This is a genomic window from Sphaerisporangium sp. TRM90804, from assembly GCF_029846175.1.
GTDB lineage: Bacteria > Actinomycetota > Actinomycetes > Streptosporangiales > Streptosporangiaceae > Sphaerisporangium.
In genome coordinates, this window is the sequence record NZ_JARWAC010000004.1 from 238,075 (window position 1) to 252,856 (window position 14,782).

Annotated in this window: 24 protein-coding genes; all 24 read right to left on the reverse strand. The window is 66.4% G+C overall.

All coding sequences use genetic code 11. The annotated features are described in order from the left end of the window. Positions 1-9: 9 nt before the first annotated feature. Entirely contained in the window at positions 10-351 is a 342-nt protein-coding gene (locus PYR91_RS04840; protein ID WP_279777710.1) for a hypothetical protein, read from the reverse strand. A 152-nt stretch (positions 352-503) separates the two neighbouring features. Further along, positions 504-866, reverse strand: coding sequence for a hypothetical protein (locus PYR91_RS04845; RefSeq protein ID WP_279777711.1), 363 nt, complete (start codon positions 864-866; stop codon positions 504-506). Continuing rightward, a complete protein-coding gene (locus tag PYR91_RS04850; protein ID WP_279777712.1) occupies positions 866-1,447 on the reverse strand; it encodes a hypothetical protein in 582 nt (193 codons plus the stop codon). Before PYR91_RS04850 ends, PYR91_RS04845 begins: the two co-directional genes overlap by 1 nt. Positions 1,448-1,510: 63 nt before the next feature. Next, positions 1,511-1,888, reverse strand: coding sequence for a hypothetical protein (locus PYR91_RS04855; protein ID WP_279777713.1), 378 nt, complete (start codon positions 1,886-1,888; stop codon positions 1,511-1,513). Beyond that, positions 1,885-2,217: a hypothetical protein gene (locus tag PYR91_RS04860; RefSeq protein ID WP_279777714.1), complete on the reverse strand. Its 333-nt coding sequence runs from the start codon at positions 2,215-2,217 to the stop codon at positions 1,885-1,887. Before PYR91_RS04860 ends, PYR91_RS04855 begins: the two co-directional genes overlap by 4 nt. 11 nt (positions 2,218-2,228) lie before the next feature. Then, positions 2,229-2,570, reverse strand: coding sequence for a hypothetical protein (locus PYR91_RS04865; protein ID WP_279777715.1), 342 nt, complete (start codon positions 2,568-2,570; stop codon positions 2,229-2,231). Beyond that, the gene (locus PYR91_RS04870; RefSeq protein ID WP_279777716.1) at positions 2,570-2,977 is read right to left on the reverse strand and encodes a hypothetical protein; all 408 of its coding nucleotides are present in this window, start codon (positions 2,975-2,977) and stop codon (positions 2,570-2,572) included. Before PYR91_RS04870 ends, PYR91_RS04865 begins: the two co-directional genes overlap by 1 nt. 9 nt (positions 2,978-2,986) lie before the next feature. After that, positions 2,987-3,988, reverse strand: a complete 1,002-nt coding sequence (locus PYR91_RS04875; RefSeq protein WP_279777717.1) for a glycosyltransferase family 4 protein — start codon at positions 3,986-3,988, stop codon at positions 2,987-2,989. 119 nt (positions 3,989-4,107) lie between these two features. Beyond that, positions 4,108-5,064, reverse strand: a complete 957-nt coding sequence (locus tag PYR91_RS04880; RefSeq protein WP_279777718.1) for a phage major capsid protein — start codon at positions 5,062-5,064, stop codon at positions 4,108-4,110. A gap of 13 nt (positions 5,065-5,077) precedes the next feature. Then, complete coding sequence (locus PYR91_RS04885; RefSeq protein WP_279777719.1) at positions 5,078-5,701, reverse strand: hypothetical protein; 624 nt, start codon at positions 5,699-5,701, stop codon at positions 5,078-5,080. Between the two features lie 117 nt (positions 5,702-5,818). Further along, positions 5,819-6,535 (reverse strand): hypothetical protein, encoded by a 717-nt coding sequence (locus PYR91_RS04890; RefSeq protein WP_279777720.1) that lies wholly within the window; start codon positions 6,533-6,535, stop codon positions 5,819-5,821. Then, the gene (locus PYR91_RS04895; RefSeq protein WP_279777721.1) at positions 6,519-7,925 is read right to left on the reverse strand and encodes a phage portal protein; all 1,407 of its coding nucleotides are present in this window, start codon (positions 7,923-7,925) and stop codon (positions 6,519-6,521) included. Before PYR91_RS04895 ends, PYR91_RS04890 begins: the two co-directional genes overlap by 17 nt. Before the next feature lie 19 nt (positions 7,926-7,944). After that, on the reverse strand, positions 7,945-9,684 hold the full coding sequence (locus PYR91_RS04900) for a hypothetical protein (protein WP_279777722.1): 1,740 nt from the start codon (positions 9,682-9,684) through the stop codon (positions 7,945-7,947). After that, positions 9,656-9,979, reverse strand: a complete 324-nt coding sequence (locus tag PYR91_RS04905) for a hypothetical protein (RefSeq protein WP_279777724.1) — start codon at positions 9,977-9,979, stop codon at positions 9,656-9,658. The genes PYR91_RS04900 and PYR91_RS04905 overlap by 29 nt, the downstream gene beginning before the upstream one ends. A 468-nt stretch (positions 9,980-10,447) precedes the next feature. Next, positions 10,448-10,696 (reverse strand): hypothetical protein, encoded by a 249-nt coding sequence (locus PYR91_RS04910; RefSeq protein ID WP_279777725.1) that lies wholly within the window; start codon positions 10,694-10,696, stop codon positions 10,448-10,450. An 88-nt stretch (positions 10,697-10,784) separates the two neighbouring features. Further along, on the reverse strand, positions 10,785-10,991 hold the full coding sequence (locus PYR91_RS04915) for a hypothetical protein (RefSeq protein WP_279777726.1): 207 nt from the start codon (positions 10,989-10,991) through the stop codon (positions 10,785-10,787). Between the two features lie 29 nt (positions 10,992-11,020). Then, positions 11,021-11,971 carry a hypothetical protein gene (locus tag PYR91_RS04920; RefSeq protein ID WP_279777727.1) on the reverse strand — a complete coding sequence of 317 codons (951 nt, stop codon included), beginning with the start codon at positions 11,969-11,971 and terminating at the stop codon, positions 11,021-11,023. Positions 11,972-12,007: 36 nt separating this feature from the next. After that, positions 12,008-12,289, reverse strand: coding sequence for a hypothetical protein (locus PYR91_RS04925; protein ID WP_279777728.1), 282 nt, complete (start codon positions 12,287-12,289; stop codon positions 12,008-12,010). Between the two features lie 50 nt (positions 12,290-12,339). After that, positions 12,340-12,564, reverse strand: coding sequence for a hypothetical protein (locus tag PYR91_RS04930; protein ID WP_279777729.1), 225 nt, complete (start codon positions 12,562-12,564; stop codon positions 12,340-12,342). A gap of 144 nt (positions 12,565-12,708) precedes the next feature. Then, positions 12,709-12,852 carry a hypothetical protein gene (locus PYR91_RS04935; protein ID WP_279777730.1) on the reverse strand — a complete coding sequence of 48 codons (144 nt, stop codon included), beginning with the start codon at positions 12,850-12,852 and terminating at the stop codon, positions 12,709-12,711. A 151-nt stretch (positions 12,853-13,003) separates the two neighbouring features. Continuing rightward, positions 13,004-13,297 (reverse strand): hypothetical protein, encoded by a 294-nt coding sequence (locus PYR91_RS04940; protein WP_279777732.1) that lies wholly within the window; start codon positions 13,295-13,297, stop codon positions 13,004-13,006. Continuing rightward, complete coding sequence (locus tag PYR91_RS04945) at positions 13,298-13,690, reverse strand: hypothetical protein (protein WP_279777733.1); 393 nt, start codon at positions 13,688-13,690, stop codon at positions 13,298-13,300. A 95-nt stretch (positions 13,691-13,785) separates the two neighbouring features. Continuing rightward, positions 13,786-14,085 carry an HNH endonuclease gene (locus tag PYR91_RS04950; protein ID WP_279777734.1) on the reverse strand — a complete coding sequence of 100 codons (300 nt, stop codon included), beginning with the start codon at positions 14,083-14,085 and terminating at the stop codon, positions 13,786-13,788. Further along, positions 14,057-14,758 (reverse strand): galactosyltransferase-related protein, encoded by a 702-nt coding sequence (locus PYR91_RS04955; RefSeq protein ID WP_279777735.1) that lies wholly within the window; start codon positions 14,756-14,758, stop codon positions 14,057-14,059. Before PYR91_RS04955 ends, PYR91_RS04950 begins: the two co-directional genes overlap by 29 nt. Positions 14,759-14,782 lie beyond the last annotated feature (24 nt).

The following is a 14,782-nucleotide window of genomic DNA, read 5'->3' on the forward strand; positions in this document are numbered from 1 at the left end:
GAGACCGGCCTACGAGTCGGGAGTGTTGGGTACCTGCCGCCGTACCACGGCGGGCTGGGCTTCCTCACCGAGGACTTCGCCCTCGATGTACGCGCCCTGAATGCGGCGGAACAGCAACTCCCGCTGCGCCGCGCTGAGCTGCCGCTTCTTTGCCACCTTGGGCTTCACGCCCGGCCGGGGAACCGGGTCAGGCGCCTTCCCGGCCTTCTTGCCTGCCTGGAGACGCAGCGTGGTGTACCGCAGGTACCGAACCGCGTCGATCAGCTCGGCGAGCAGCATCTCCGTTTTTGACCACTGACCGGTCGATGGGTCTGCCGTCTGCGACGCTTCTTTCAGCTCGCCGTCGGACATGGCGTCACGGAGCGCCGTTTTGAACGCCGACTCGGGCGGAAGCCGCCGAATCATCACGCCGAGACGCCGCCAGGTGAGACGACTGAGCCCACCACCTGGCCTGTAGACATCGCGGATGTCTTGGCCGTTGCAGTGGAAGATGAGGTCGCCTTCTAGCGCCTCCGCGTGCTCCTCGATGAGCGCTTGGAGGCCTTGGATTCCCCCGGCTTGACGCCGTAGAAGGCCGAACAGGCATCGATGGTCATGCCGAGCTTCTTCGACGACATCGGCTTCTCAGCGAACCGCTCGTAATCGTCGCCGAGCAGTTCCGCCATGAATGCCTTCATGCCTTCGCCCTCGGAGAGATCCGCAGCGATCTTCCAATCCGCCTGCTCAGGCGGGAGCATCTGGAACATCTCGCCGCCGTGCCGGAAGGTGAAGACACTTTCCAGCGCCTCTTCCTCAACAGCATCGGCGTCGAAGTGGACGACCGGTTCGCCGTCCTGGGTGATGAGCTTCGGCTGCGTCTGAGCCATCAGGAGTTGACCTCCGTCAGCTCAGGCGCCAAATAGGAGCGGTAGCTGATGTTGTTTGCAGAGTCCGGGTAAGCCGTGACGGTGATCTCGTAACCCTGCATCTCGCCGTTGGCCGCCGTGGTGTCGCCTCGGTCGGTGATCTCACCCTCAGGGACGAAGATCCGCTCGAAGTTGTCACCGTCGTAGATGTCGAAGATCCACGCCCGGCGGTCCGGGGTCGCGCTGCCAGACTCCGCGAAGGTGGTCACACCGTCGGTCGGGTCGAGGTCGGCAACGTCCTTGCGGAACATCAGGCTGCGGACGATGGGGCGCCGGGTCTCCCACATCGTGAACTGGAACGTACGAGTCGAGCTGGTGATCACCGTGCGGAACGGGCTGGTCTGTCCCCATGCAGTGAACGACTCGGAGTCCTCGTCGAACCCCATGGCGAGACCGTCGTCGGAGATGGCGCCGATCGCCATCCACGGCGAACCGGGGGCGTTGCGCGGGTCGAGAGGCTGAGCGGTGCCCAGCGGAGCCGCCCACGCACCTCCATCAGCACCGACAACGGCCAGGTCGTCGGCGCGAGCAATCGTAACCATCGAAGATCCCTTCAATGCAAAAAGCCCCGGCCGGCAGGCACGGGGCTGAAGTGATGGCTGAGATCAGGCCGGATGGACCGTGATCCTGTAGGTGGCACCGACACGGCGCAGATTGGTGTTGTCGTAAGGCAGTCGCCGTGGATCGGTTAGCGTCTCGACCCGGGCGACCACCGCATCGCCCTGGCGGCGCCTGACGAAAAGGTTGTGCAGGCACCACTGCACGTGCAGGGCCCCGCTCCAGGCACGGTCACGGGTGGAGTCGAAGAAGTCGACGTCGACCGTGGCGCGGGTGATGCGGAACCCGTCGTATGAGCCACCGATCTTCATGACTTTCGCCACGGGCAACAGGGTGTCGAGATTGGCCGGGGTCTCCGTCATACCGCGGGTGTCGTCCACGTTGGCTTCGATCCACGTGGCGACCAGCGCCTCCACGTCGATCACTCGGACGTCACCCGATCTGCGGCGCGGCCCATGACGCGCTGGCCTTCGCCGACGCGAGCGTTTCCGAATTCGACCGCCGCGGCGTGACCGGCAGAGTTGCGGACCATGGCCCAGGCCCGGTCAGCCGTCCCCAGCTTGATCGGGCACTTGTCCTGCCCGGACTCCACCGAGAACGAGGCCGCGTACTCGCCAGAATCACGGGGAGGGTCCGCCACGGCGTAGCTCTCGACGACTCGGGCCCGGGTCGTCATCTCGCGTTCCATCTGCTTGGAGCGCAGGATGAGCCCGATGCCCTTGTTGTTCGGCCGGAATGAGGCTCGTTGAGCCACAGCCCCTCCCCTCAGCCGGTTACGCGTTCGAGCTGGAGTTGAATCCCAGCCCGGGTCCCGGTCAATGGCGACGCCCACGGCAGCGGAGCGCCCTCCACGTTGTAGACCGCTCCCCAGACCCGGACCCGGCTGATGTTCGTGGCGACCGTCCCGTACGGAGCGAGCACCGTCACCCGTTCCGCGGTCTGGACCTGGGCGTCTTCGTTCTCGGTGCTGCCGGTGGGCCACACCGCGCAGCCCTCGACCTCGGTCTCGACGTCCGGGCCAGGACGGTAGTTGCCTGCGCTGTCCCGGACCGGGGTCCCCGGGGTGAGAACCACGATGGTGACGCCCTGCGGCAGTGGGAGCGGCATCAGCGCCACCCGACATCAGTCCACAGCCGCGAGTCCGGCCACCCCTCGGGATCGGCGTCCAACGGCCACGTCGCCGCCGGGGACGCAGCGGCCGGCGTCGGGTCGACGGTGAACGCTCCCCCACGACCGGCCAGCCTTTTCAGCGCCGCGGTTTCGGCCTTGGTCATGTACAGCCCAGCCTGCGGGCGTTGCACCGTGTACGGGCCCACCGTCTCACTGCTGACACCCTGCGGGTTGGCGTAAGCCCGTCCCGCCATGGCCAGCACAATCGCGCTCGCGCCAGCGGGCAGCGGCGTGACCACCGACTCCGCGTAAGCGGTCGCCTGCGCGATCAGCAGGTCAGCCCGATCAGCGTTGATCTCCGTGAGGTCCAGGTACAGGGCTAGGTCGACAGCAGTGACCGCCACGGGTCCTCCTTAGAGAGCCTCGATGGCTTCCACCCACGCCGCCAAATCCTGCGCCGGGTCGAGATCCTTGGACCGCTGGAACGCCCGGTCGGACGCGGCCTGCCACTCCGCGGGGTTGTCTAGCGCCCGGATCGAAGCCACCCACGCGTCGATGTCGTCCACGTCGCAGAAGATGCCGGCGTCGCCGAGGGACTCCGACAGGCCCGCCGTGGGGTTCGCGATGACCGGGATACCACTGGCCATGGCCTCGACACCGACCCGGCCCCACGACTCCACATGGGACGGCACCAGCAGGACCCGGGTACGGGCGTACACCTGGTCCCGCATCTGCTCGGACGGCACCTGCTCGATCACGTCCACGTTCGGCAGGTCCCGCAGGATCTGCTGCCCGTAGGCCCCCTGAACCGCCAGGAATCGGTGCTCGGGGAGCCGCGACGCGACCTTCCAGAACAAGTCACCGCCCTTGGCGGAGTTCAGGTTGATCAGCGTGATCCGGTCACCCGGCTTGGTGGCGTAGTCCTGAGCGAAGACTGGCGGTCGTACCACCATGCCCCGCGTCGGGCGCGTCCACTTGGGACGCTCCGCGAACAGCGCCTCGGCCTCGGCCTGCAAATGCAGGCTGTTGTAGACGACCATCGCGGTCGTCCCCGACGCGATGTTCTTGAAGATCACCGGCGCCGGGTTGTGCGCCAACGCCACGAACGGGATGCCGTACCCGCGTGCCAGCGCCGCCGCAGACGGCACGTTCTCGTACTGGGAGATCACCACGTCCGCGTGGCGGATCGCGGAACCGAAGTCAAGCCGCGACGCCAGCGGGATGACCAGGACCCCGTCGAGCATGTACGGATCCCGCGCCTTGCCGTACCGCGACAACCACACCTCGACCCGATGCCCGCGCGCCGCGAGCGGGCGCAGCATCGAGAAGAGCGCCATCTCTCCGCCGGCGTTGTGGTGCGGAGGCGCCGAGTGGATCCGCACAATGATCCGCTTCGGCGACTCCGCCTTCTCCATGGGCGGGGCCTGGACAGCAGCGGAGGGCGGAACCTGCTCGGCGCCGCCCTCCGTCTCAACCTTGGCTGCTCGTGCTCGTTTCGGCGGAGGAGCACCATCCGCCCTCCGACGAGGCGGCATCAGGAGACGTAGCCCGCGGAGGTGTACTTCACGAACGCCTCGACGTCGCCCACGACGAAGCCGTAGAACGCCTCCGCCAGGAGCAGCACAAGGTTCTCCTGGAAGGCGCTGTGCACTCCGCCCTCCTCGTCCACGTACGTGGCTTCCTTGGAGATGCGGACGGTGATGTCCATACCGACGCCGTACGCCGCCTGCGACCAGTCGCCGCCGATCGCCCGCAGACCCGTGTCGGAGCTGGTGGACTGCCGGCGGTGCTTGCCCGACACCGCACGCGAGTACGCCAGGTCCTCACCGATCAGGGTTCCGGCCGAAGCGGCACCGGTGCCGGCCGTGGTGGTGTCCACGAAGATCGGGCGGCCGTTGGTGTCGGTGGCCAGGAGAAGCTGAGGCTTCAGCCGCGGGTCCGCGGCGAAACCGGTGAAGTCCCAGTCGTCGTCGACGACCTCCGCCATGCCGTTGACCAGGTCGGCGTACACGCCGCCGGCGGAGTCCGCGGCGGTGCCGAGGGCCTGCCACTTGGTGGTCTCGATCAGGTGGTCCGGGAACGGGCCGGACGCTCCCTTCATCGACTTGCCGTGGATGGCGGCGTAGTCGAAGGCCCGCGCGAACGCGGTCGGCAGGTCGTTCTGAAGCTGCGTCCACAGGCCGCCCGCGTTGGTCATGACGACCTCTTCAGCGACCGGGATGAGAACAGCGAGCTTCTTGGCGGTCATCTGCTTGACGTCGATACCGCCGCTGGACAGCGGCTTACGGGCGCCCTGCCCCACCCAGTCAGCGGTGGGAACGTCCATCGGGACCGGGATGGACGTGGTGGCGTCGATGGCCAGCGGGGCACGCCGCGCGAGCGACATGATCGCGGACTGCTCCACCGACTTCTCGAAGATCGGGGCGGTGATGGTCCGCGGCAGCAGTGCATCGTTGACATCGGAAAGCAGCAGAGGGTCAGTGGCGACCATGAGGCGTTACCTTTCAGCGGCCCTTAGCGAGCCGCGATTTGACGAACCCCGCGAATTGGTCTTCGGGGGTTGCGGATCGTGGGGAATTGGCGCTGGACGCCTGCGTCCTGTCAGGGGCCGGGCGCTTGCGCTCCGGCTCGGACGCCTTCTTCGCCAGATGGGGCTTGCGTTCCAGCAGGTCAGCCAGATCGGCCTTGATCTGCGCGGCGTCGATCTCGCCTTCCTCGTCGGAGTAGGTCGCGAGGTCCAGGAACGCCATCGCGTCCTCTGGGTCGGCGAACCGATCAGTGGCCAACGCGCGGACCTCGGCCCGCACGGCGCGCTGAAGCAGCCCGGCGACGCGCTTTTCGGCGCCCTCGGCGCGAGCGACGGCCTTCTCGGTGTCGCTCTTGTCCCTGTCCTGGAACTCCTGGAGCTGCTTCTCAAGCTCGCGTCGAGCCCGATCCGCTTCACGCCTGGCCTTCTCGGCTTCGCGCCGCGCCTTGCGTTCCTGCTCCAGTGCCGCCTTACCGGCGGTACCAAGCTTCCCTTCGTCGCCCTGGGGGTCCTCCGTCGCGGAGTTGTCCTCGGTGGGCTCGGCGGCACCCTGCTGGGTGTCGTCGTCGGTGGGCTCGGGGGTGTTGTCGTTGTCAGCCATCGCGGCCTTCCTTGGGCCCCCGCCATCGCGGCTAAGGGCATGGGTGATCACCCGCGCGATAGCGACGGGGGCATGAGAAAGGCCCGCGCAGCGGCGGGCCTTAAGGGGGTGGGGTGGTTAGCGGCCTTCGACCGCGCGGCGGAACGCCTTCAACTTGTTCCGCTCGCCCTTGGTGGAGTCCTCGTACATGCGGCGCCACTCGGCGACATCGGCCGGCGGCTCCCACGTCTGCCCCTCGAACACCGGGGCGGCCGTACAGGAGCACGAGTTGTGAGCTTGGAAGTCAGCGGTCTGCTCGGACTGGTAGACAGCCCCGCGTATTGCCAGCATTCGGCAGAAGGCGCAGGCGTTCGGCGCGGCCACGCGGAACCATCCGATGGCCTGCGGGTCTTCATCGACCGCGGCGAGGACAGCCTCGCGGCCGACGTCCGCCACGATCTTCTGAGCCGCGCCGCCCGCCTTGTCTTCAGCTACGCGTAGCCGCTCCTCGATGGGCGCAGGAGCCTGCTGTTCGGGGATCCACAGGTCTTTGGTGGCCCACCGCAGACTGGCCTCGACCTTCTCCCGTGGAGGCGCGTCAGGCATGGGGAACGTGAACCGGCCACCGACCCGCGCGAGGTCACGTTCCTCGTCGTAGTAGTCGCCCGCCAGGGTCGCCGACATGGCCGCGTACTCGCCGAGCAGCAGCTCAACAGCCGCGATCCACTGAGGGATCGTCGTCGCGAATGCGCCGAGCCGGATGATCGCCCACAGTTCGGCGAATTCACGCAGCAGCTCAGCGAGCAACCCGCGCTGCGCGGCCTGCTGCTCAGCGGCTCTACTCGCCTGCGACACCGGCAGCCTCTGCCGCCCGAGCGGCGTTTATCCGCTGCCCAACCTGCGTGAGAAGCTGCCGTCCCTGCGACCGTTTCTGATCCGCCTGGACACGTCGACGCTGGCCGTCGGAAAGGCCGACCAGTTCCATGGTCACCTCCGAGCCTGCGGGGAGGACGCCCGCTTGCACGAGCTTGACCGCGGCGTCGGTCTGCGCGGCCACCGTCGGAGTCGCGGGGTTGCGCCACACGCATTCGATGCGCTTGGCCCGGTCAGGCAGGTCGCCCGTCTTGATGAGCAGGGCGAGCCGCATGGCGTTGGCCCATGGCCCGTCCAGCAGTCGCTGTTTCCGCTCGGCCCGCTTCACAAGCTGCGCCTCGGTGGAGCGGATCGCGTCGGCTGACGCGGGGTTGTCGGTGGTGTAGCCCAGGTAGTGCGGCGGCAGACCAAGCTGCGTTGCCATGATTCGGGCGTACAGGTCAACGATCCGGGTGTACGCGGACGGGTCGTAGGCGGCGAACTGGCCGACCTGCGGGATCTCGCCGTCCTCGTCCCGCTCCAGCGCAAGGACGCGGCCGATGTACGTCTCCCACGCCGACTTCGCGTTGCCTTCCGCGTCTTGGAACGCGCTTTCGGATGCGCCGAGGATGTACCGCTGCGGCGCGGCGTAGAACTCGCGCGCCACCTCCATCCCCAGCAGCGTCCGGCACGCCGCATCGGTGATCGACATCACAGCTTGCGTGATCTCCGAGTGCCCGATCCGGTCCGCAGTGCGCTGCCGGTTCGCCATCCGGACCACCGGGACGATTCCCAGGTCGTGGTCATCGCGGTCGATCACGACCCAGCCGGTGTTGGTCTGCACGACGTGGATCGAGGAGTTCGGCAGGTACAACACCGCGGCGTCCTCGTCATCGAGCTTGTACACCCGAAGCGCCGCGGTAGTGACCCGCGCCCGCGCGTCGTAGAAGATCGTCATGTCGAGCGGCGATTCCACGCTGATCAGCGGCGGGCAGTCATCGCCCCCGCAGTCACCCGACCCGACTGCGATGTACGCCCGGCCGTAGATCAGGGCGTCCAGATGCCCGAGCTGCGACTCATGGGCAAGCTCGTTGGCCTCCCACAGCTCCATCAGCTCATCCGACGAGTCCGGTTCGCCCTTGTACCGCAGCGCCTCGATATCCAGGCGCTGCTCCAAGGCGTCCACGCCGATCTGCGGCCACCCGATGACGGTGTGCAGGCCGCGGAGCTGCGGCGGAATCGAAATCCCCAGGTCCCGGACAAGCTGCTCGCCGTTGTAGTACGCGTCCCGCAATTCCAGCGGGTACCGCCGCGCCATCAACTCCGCGCGCAACGCGTTCAGGACATTGGTTTCGTCATCCGACAGCGCGAGAAGCGGCAGCTCGGGGATCACGGCAGCCAAGAAGACCCCCTCACCTAAGTACGATCACTCGGCCCTTGCCGGACGAGCGGGACCTCTTCTGCCATTCATGACTGTTCAGCAGCATCCGCCGCATCATTCGCGCGCCCACTGTGCACACCGCCAAGTCGATCTTTCTCTTGGACTCGCGGTGCTCCTTGCCGATGCTCACGCCCCACCGGTTCACCCGGCGGCGTGCATTGACAACGTGCTGACGCAGTACCTTGTGACCGTCGTGGGCCAGTTGGCGTTCGAGGACGTCGGACGCGGTGCGCTCGCACGCTGTGGTGAACTGCTCCTGGCGAGCCGGAGACCGCATGTCCCACATCACGGCGTGCCGGCCAGGACCCACCTTGACTGCGTGCAGCATCAGCTTGGCGCCATAGCGTTCGGCCCAGGCGTCGATGTAGCGGTCCCAGTAGCGTTCGCCCTGGTCATCCTCGCCTGATCCAGGGTCGGCGAAGAACGCCAGCACCTTGTATCTTTCGAAGACGTCATCGACGACCGCATTGACCTCGTCCCGCGGGACGTTCCATACCGCTTTGGGATCAAGACCGGGTGGACGTTGCCAAACGCCAAGGGTCCCTACATATCCGTCTGCGACCCGTGCGGCAACGAGCCCAGTGGCATCGTCGCTTTTGGACCCGTCGAAGAACATGACGATCTCATCGCCGTCGAGTAGTACTCGGTCGAAGTCCCCGCAGGCATCCCAGAGATGCGGTGCCAACCAGGCGTCCTCCGCGGCGTTGATCTGGTTGTACCAGTACCTCCGCGACCTGCCAGGCGGGTTTTTCGGATCAAGAATCGACCGCACGATGCGGCTCTTGTTGAGCCAAACCGAGTCGCCGCGGATCGCGTCCACGACCGCAGGGGCAGCTTCTGCCGACAGCGGCGCCTCCGGGGGGGCTTCTAGCGAGTCATACAGGATTCGTGAGGCCAACGAGCGGCCCGACTCCACCAACTCGTATGCCGTGCGTTCCCGTTCGGCGACACTATCCTGGCCATCCTCGTAGGCATTGGTGATCGACAGGTACCGCGCGGATCCGTCAGCAGACTTAGCAGCATTTCGCTCGATAACGTCGGCCATGTCATGGCCCGAGTTGCTCGCCGTCCAGTGGTGTGTTTCGTTCTTCACGACGAAGGTCGCCCGGGCGCCCTCAAGCGTCGCTGGTGACGATGTAACTGCTTCTATGAGCTGCGCCCCTTTGTGGGCGTAGACCACTTCCTTGCCGATGTCGAGTTGGAACTCCTCCTTGGCCCGCTTAGTGAACAGGCCAGGGAACAGGCGCATGGTGTTCTTGGTCTGCTGTTGGCTGACCGCAGCCACCTGAATCCACGCATCCGGATGCGGCGCCCCCAAGGGCTGCCCTTCCGGGATGCCAAGAAGGTTGCCCGCACGAGCCAACTCCCCTGTGGGGCGAGACGGGCCTACGAACTCCACCGCAGACCACGTCGCCAAGACCGGGTCCTTGCCCCAACCCTTGAGACGCTGTAGAACGCCCTGATCGAACAACCACTCACCGTTAGCGTCGACCGCGTACCACCACAGCGTCAACCGCGCCTGTTCGTTGGTGTAGCGCCAGGGCTTCCCCGCCGAGTGCTGTAGATACAGGCGGGTCCACGCGAGTGCGTGCCAACCCAGCGTCAACTCGGGAAGAACCCACCGGCCGGACTCGTCAGTACGCCACGACGGCCCAATCTTGATCGGCTCGAAGCGGTAACCCTTATCCGCCGAGAGCAGCGCGGTAGTCATCGAGCACCGTCACGCCGGCCTCCTCGTCATCAGGTCGCCGACGCTCAAGCTCAAGACGCGCTCGTCGGCGCGCCCCCTCCGTGGTGAGAAGCTCCGTCATCGCCCCCATGACAGCGGCGAACATCTGAGCTGAGAACCGGGACGCGTTGAGATTCCGCGTCATCGCCTCGGCGACATACCGAGCCACCTGCCAGTCGGAAGGCTGATAGAACTTCGCCTGGCCCGAGACCGCCAGGGACACGTACCAATCCTGCGCGATGGGATGCCACAACTCATCAGGCTCCGGCCGCTCCACCTCAGTGGCTGGTACGCGGACCGACTCAACCTCCCCGCCTTCCTTGTTCCGACGGCGACGTTCCGACGACCGCTTTGGAACTGGGCCTCTAGCGCCCATGATGGCCACCTCCAAGGGGGTGAGACGCCACAAGACGCCTTTCGAGAGGGATCACGAACAGCGAGGACTCATGGGCCTGGAAACCCGTACAGGACCGCTCTGGCTATACCTGCCGAGCTTGGACAAACCGGGCATAGGGGGCATATCCCCAGAGGGTGCCTTAATGGGACATATATGCTTCACGAAGCGTGACTGTTTGTCGTCACGTCAAGCTCCGCGCCGAGGTGACGTCTCAGGATTCCATGTACGACGGCCCATCGGATCGAGCCTTGGTGCTCTACTGCCTCACGTGTCGGTGCACATGGGCAGTCATACGCGGTGGTGTGCTCGGCCTCTTCGCGTTGAGGCATGAGGTGTAGTGCCATGGTGTTAGTCGTCTTCGTCGTCGACTGACACGAACTGTTGGCTGTCGTTGATGCGTTCGGCTGCCTTGATGAGGGCGTACTGGCTGAGCCAGTCAAGGCTGTGGCTGTCGGAGATGACGACCTTGGGGATGCCGTCTGGGCCTATGACCTTGGCGATGACGATGGCGTCGGAGACCAGGTCGTCTGTGCGTAGGTCGAGGGTGAGGCCGAGGCCGTCGATGACTGGGCCGGCGGGTTGGTCTGTCACGCTCATCCCGCCTCTCGCTGAGCTGGGATGATTACAGTTCGGGGTTTGCGACCTGCACCGGAACGCTGACCTTCGCTGCTGATGTGACGTTGTGTTACCGGTTGCGGCGGTCGCCGGGCCACATCCCTGTCGCGGTTCGGTGCAGTGTTGCGCAGTAAGCCGCGGCTCGGGGGCCGAGGTACTTCCGGAGCTGGGTACTGCATCTGCGGTGGTCACCGGAGGTGTTCCAGCGGATCTTCGCCGCGCCGCGGCCGGTGAGCCAGTACGACTTCAGGGTGGTGGCGTTTCCTCTGCGTGCCATGTGGGTCACCTCTCACACGGGGTGTGGGTCTACTTCCTCCGCTTCATCTCGGGGTAGTAGATCTCCAGGTTCTCGCCGGCGTCTTCGACCTTGGACATGGCGTCGCTGAATGCCTGCTGGTGGGGGCCGGCGATGATGAGGCCCCAGGAGTCGTCGTCTGCGGTGATGCGGAGCTGGTCTGTGGGGCTGTTGCCGCCGTAGTCGCCGATGAGTTCCACGGTGACTTTGCCGGCGTTGGTGGTGACGGTTTCCTTGGTGACGATGTCGTCGTCGGCGAGAGAGTCGTCGTCGTCGTCCCCGCCGTCGATGACGATGTCGATGGCGTGGGCGAGTTTGGCGTACGAGCGGGGGTTGAGTTCCACGTCTGTGGGGTATCCGTCGTCGCCGATGTGGCGGATGCCGAACTTGTTGTCGTCGGTGATGTGGATGTCGGCGTCGCCGTACCCGGTGTCTACTCGGGTGGCGGCTTGGACGCGGGTGAATGCCTGGTCGAGTTGGTCGGCGTCTTTGCGGTTGAGGTGGACCGGGGTGGTGTTCTGGAGTTCCTCGGCTGAGGGGTCGTCGTTGGGGGGTAGACGCAGGGATGCGGTTCCGGGGCCTTCGTTGCGGATCAGGGCGGCGAAGGTGGAGCGGGGTCGGCCTTGGGCGTCGGTTTCGATGCTCTTGACCCATGCCTCTTCGCCCGCGCCGGCGGCTTCGCTGGCCAGGTCCGACAGGTTGTACTTCAGGTCGTTGACGGCGTTCCGGGTCAGGGAGACGCTGTGTTTGCCTGTGGAGATGGAGACGCTGCCGTCGGGGTGGTAGTCCAGGGCGATCTCTTTGCCGTCCCTGACTGCGACGGTTGACGTTGCGGCAGCGTCTGGCATGCCGCGCCGGCGGGGTGGTTCGTCGTCGCTGTCGGGGCCGCCGTTGGAGTGGGCGAATTTGCCGTCGTACGCGCGAGGGTGGTCCTCTTCGTTCCAGGTACTGTGCTTGCCCACCCGTCACCTCCTTAGGTGCGAGCAGGGGCGTGTGGGTTAGGACTGGACGCAGATCCCGGAGATGCCGCCGATGACGGTGAACGAGACGCCGGGGAACGACTCGCTGAGGACCGTGGCTAGCCGGTCGGCGTCCGCTTGGCCGGGGTCCTCGACCAGGGTCACGAGGACCTTGTCACCAGGGCGGAGAACCAGCAGGGCGGGCTGTGCCCGATGGCTGGCCGGGCCGGGTGGTCGGTACGGGGTGGCGTCGGCGTGGCGGTTGGGGAGTGCGCCGAGCTGGGCTTGGAGCTGTTGACGGATCTCACGGAGGTCAACCATGAGTCTCTCCACATGCTCGTGGTCGTAGCCGTCGTCAGCCGTTGCGGTGGTCACGTGTGGCTCTTGCAGGTGCAGTGGTTGGCGTAGCGGATCAACGCCCCACCGAGCAGCCGAGCGTGGTCTTCGGTAAGCGCATGGGAACCGTCCGCCTGGCCGTCCCCGGTGAGCGTGGAGAACAGGACCGGGGGCTTGGCGCCGTCAACTCGTTCCACGCGGAAGCGGGCGTCGACCTCGGTCCACGCTCTGCGGCTGGTCGACTCGTCGGGGTCAGGCATCGCGCGGTCCCTGCCACTCGCAGGAGGGGACGTACGGGGCGGAGGCGATGCTCTCCATTGCCCGCTCGATGTCTTCGACCGTGATGGGAGCGGTCACGGGCGCGGGCGGAACCCACGGGCGGGTACCGAGACCTGGGAAGTCCGTCATACGGCACTCCGTTGTGCGAAGAGCCGCTGCACGTACGTCTCCCACGGGGGCGCGATGTTGTTCTCGACGGCGGGTCCGGGGAGGTTGCGGGTGTCGTTGACTCCCAGGGCGTCGTACGCGTGGTGCATCGCATCCCACATGGCGCGATCCTCCGGTTCGGACGCGGGTGGCTTCGGGGTTCCTGCGTACCTGAACGCCAGCGCGCGTGCGCACTGGATGAGCGCGGCACGTTCGCGCTCCCATTGGTTGAGAGCCGTGGCCGGAGAGGCGGCAGGCCGCGAGACGACGGAATCACGCATCCTGGTCGCCCTTCTGGTCCTCGTCCCGGATGGCTGCCTGGAGGGACCAGCGGATCTCTTCAGCCACCTTCACGAGGGAGTCCTTGTCGACCTTCGGGAGCATGTACACGGTGACGGCGCCCATCTTCGCTGGCGACTCCTCCAGGTCGGATGCGACTTCGAGGTCCTCGTACCGTGATGGGGCGATGCGTTCCACGAGTTGCCACGCCTGGGTGTCTGAGAACCCGTCGGAGAGGAGTTCTTCGCGGTAGGCGGCGAGCCGCTGAGCAGTCGTCAGGTCAGGCATTCAGATCCACCGCTTCCGGAACAGAGAGAACCCGGACGGCTCAGCCCGCTCCTTCGCTAGCCTCATGCGGATGTCGAGCCCCATCTGGGCGACGGCCAGGCTCGCCTTGGCCTCTTCGTATGACCAGCGGGCCTTTCGATCACGGTCCGCCTGCGTCTCGAAACCGCCGGAGTTCGCGGCGGCGCGGCACACCATCTCCGCGACTTGCTCGTCCGGGAATCCGGCAGCGAGAAGCTCGTCGCGGTACTCCACCAGCCTGGCTGCGGTCGTGGGCTTCACCGGCACCGGGGCGTCGTCGTCGTAGACCTTCGCGGCGCTTTCCGGGGTGAACCCTCGTTTGGCGAGGTCATCTCGAAGGCCAGCAAGGCGGTCGGCTGTCGTGGGATCGGGCATGGGGGTTCTCCTCGTGGATGGCGAGAGCCCCGGTGCACGAGGACACCAGGGCTCTCTACCTGCGGTGTACGGCCGCAGGGTTCTTGTGTAGGGGGTCAGATCAAACCGGGATGGGGTTCTTGGGGGCGTTGCCTCTTGGGTTGCTTCGCGGCTTTGGCCCGGCCGCCCTCAGCGCTGCTTTTCACCCGGTGGCACGGCTCGCAGATGGCCTTGAGGTTCTCCGAATTGTCGGAACCGCCGGACGCCGCGTTCTTCACGTGGTCCACGTGGTTGGCGTACGCCTTGCACTTGTAGCAGGTGTAGTTGTCCCGCAGCAGGATGGCGCGGCGAATCGCCTCCCAACCGGGAGGCATCGTGGCTTTGCGGTTATGCCCTGCCCACTGCCCGTTCGGCATCGACAGCCTCCCGCTCAGCGATCAACGCCCTCATCGCGTCCGGGTCGCCCTGGGCTTGCTGGTACCGGAAGCACAACGCGAAGTTCGCCGAGTACTGCGGCCCTTCCTTCGTCGCGCTCTCATGAGTCAGCGAGTACACCCGGCCCGGGTGACGCACCGGCTCGGAACCCAGGAGGGCGACGTGGGCGGAGTAGAAAGCGGCGTCCTCGGCTCCCCAACCCAAGAACCGTTCGTCCTGGCCCCCGACGGCCCGCCATGTCGCCGGCGTGGCGACGAGGACGCCCGAGCAGGCGCCCGGGACCTCGAAGTGGTTGCACTTGTGCAGGGGGACGCCGCGGCGGTACTGGGCGGTGCCGTCGCCTCGAAGTGACCAGTACGCGGTGTAGGGCAGGTTGACCTTGCCGTTCCTCGCGGCGCCTTCGATGGCGGCAAGCAGCGGTTCCCGCTCGGGCAGGGTGTCGGCGTCTCCGATGACCACCACGTCAGCGCCCAAGTCCTCGGCGAGGCGGACGCCTTTGTTGCGGCACCCGGCGAGGCAGAACGGCTGGTGGTCGGTGTCGACCGACAGGGTCTCGGTGTTCGGGAGCAGCTCACGGTACCGGGCCACGGTGAGGCCGTGGGCGTAGACGCGGTCTGGTTGGGGGCGCCACGGGATGGCGACGACGACGCGCATGTCCACCTCCAGTGAGATGTGTCT

Excerpts from the sequence above, each read along its gene's own strand:
- PYR91_RS04840 (WP_279777710.1), bottom strand. The coding sequence starts at position 351 with ATGTCCGACGGCGAGCTGAAAGAAGCGTCGCAGACGGCAGACCCATCG.
- PYR91_RS04845 (WP_279777711.1), bottom strand. The coding sequence starts at position 866 with ATGGCTCAGACGCAGCCGAAGCTCATCACCCAGGACGGCGAACCGGTC.
- PYR91_RS04850 (WP_279777712.1), bottom strand. The coding sequence starts at position 1,447 with ATGGTTACGATTGCTCGCGCCGACGACCTGGCCGTTGTCGGTGCTGAT.
- PYR91_RS04865 (WP_279777715.1), bottom strand. The coding sequence starts at position 2,570 with ATGCCGCTCCCACTGCCGCAGGGCGTCACCATCGTGGTTCTCACCCCG.
- PYR91_RS04875 (WP_279777717.1), bottom strand. The coding sequence starts at position 3,988 with ATGGAGAAGGCGGAGTCGCCGAAGCGGATCATTGTGCGGATCCACTCG.
- PYR91_RS04880 (WP_279777718.1), bottom strand. The coding sequence starts at position 5,064 with ATGGTCGCCACTGACCCTCTGCTGCTTTCCGATGTCAACGATGCACTG.
- PYR91_RS04885 (WP_279777719.1), bottom strand. The coding sequence starts at position 5,701 with ATGGCTGACAACGACAACACCCCCGAGCCCACCGACGACGACACCCAG.
- PYR91_RS04900 (WP_279777722.1), bottom strand. The coding sequence starts at position 9,684 with ATGACTACCGCGCTGCTCTCGGCGGATAAGGGTTACCGCTTCGAGCCG.
- PYR91_RS04910 (WP_279777725.1), bottom strand. The coding sequence starts at position 10,696 with ATGAGCGTGACAGACCAACCCGCCGGCCCAGTCATCGACGGCCTCGGC.
- PYR91_RS04915 (WP_279777726.1), bottom strand. The coding sequence starts at position 10,991 with ATGGCACGCAGAGGAAACGCCACCACCCTGAAGTCGTACTGGCTCACC.
- PYR91_RS04925 (WP_279777728.1), bottom strand. The coding sequence starts at position 12,289 with ATGGTTGACCTCCGTGAGATCCGTCAACAGCTCCAAGCCCAGCTCGGC.
- PYR91_RS04930 (WP_279777729.1), bottom strand. The coding sequence starts at position 12,564 with ATGCCTGACCCCGACGAGTCGACCAGCCGCAGAGCGTGGACCGAGGTC.
- PYR91_RS04935 (WP_279777730.1), bottom strand. The coding sequence starts at position 12,852 with ATGTGGGATGCGATGCACCACGCGTACGACGCCCTGGGAGTCAACGAC.
- PYR91_RS04940 (WP_279777732.1), bottom strand. The coding sequence starts at position 13,297 with ATGCCTGACCTGACGACTGCTCAGCGGCTCGCCGCCTACCGCGAAGAA.
- PYR91_RS04945 (WP_279777733.1), bottom strand. The coding sequence starts at position 13,690 with ATGCCCGATCCCACGACAGCCGACCGCCTTGCTGGCCTTCGAGATGAC.
- PYR91_RS04950 (WP_279777734.1), bottom strand. The coding sequence starts at position 14,085 with ATGCCGAACGGGCAGTGGGCAGGGCATAACCGCAAAGCCACGATGCCT.
- PYR91_RS04955 (WP_279777735.1), bottom strand. The coding sequence starts at position 14,758 with ATGCGCGTCGTCGTCGCCATCCCGTGGCGCCCCCAACCAGACCGCGTC.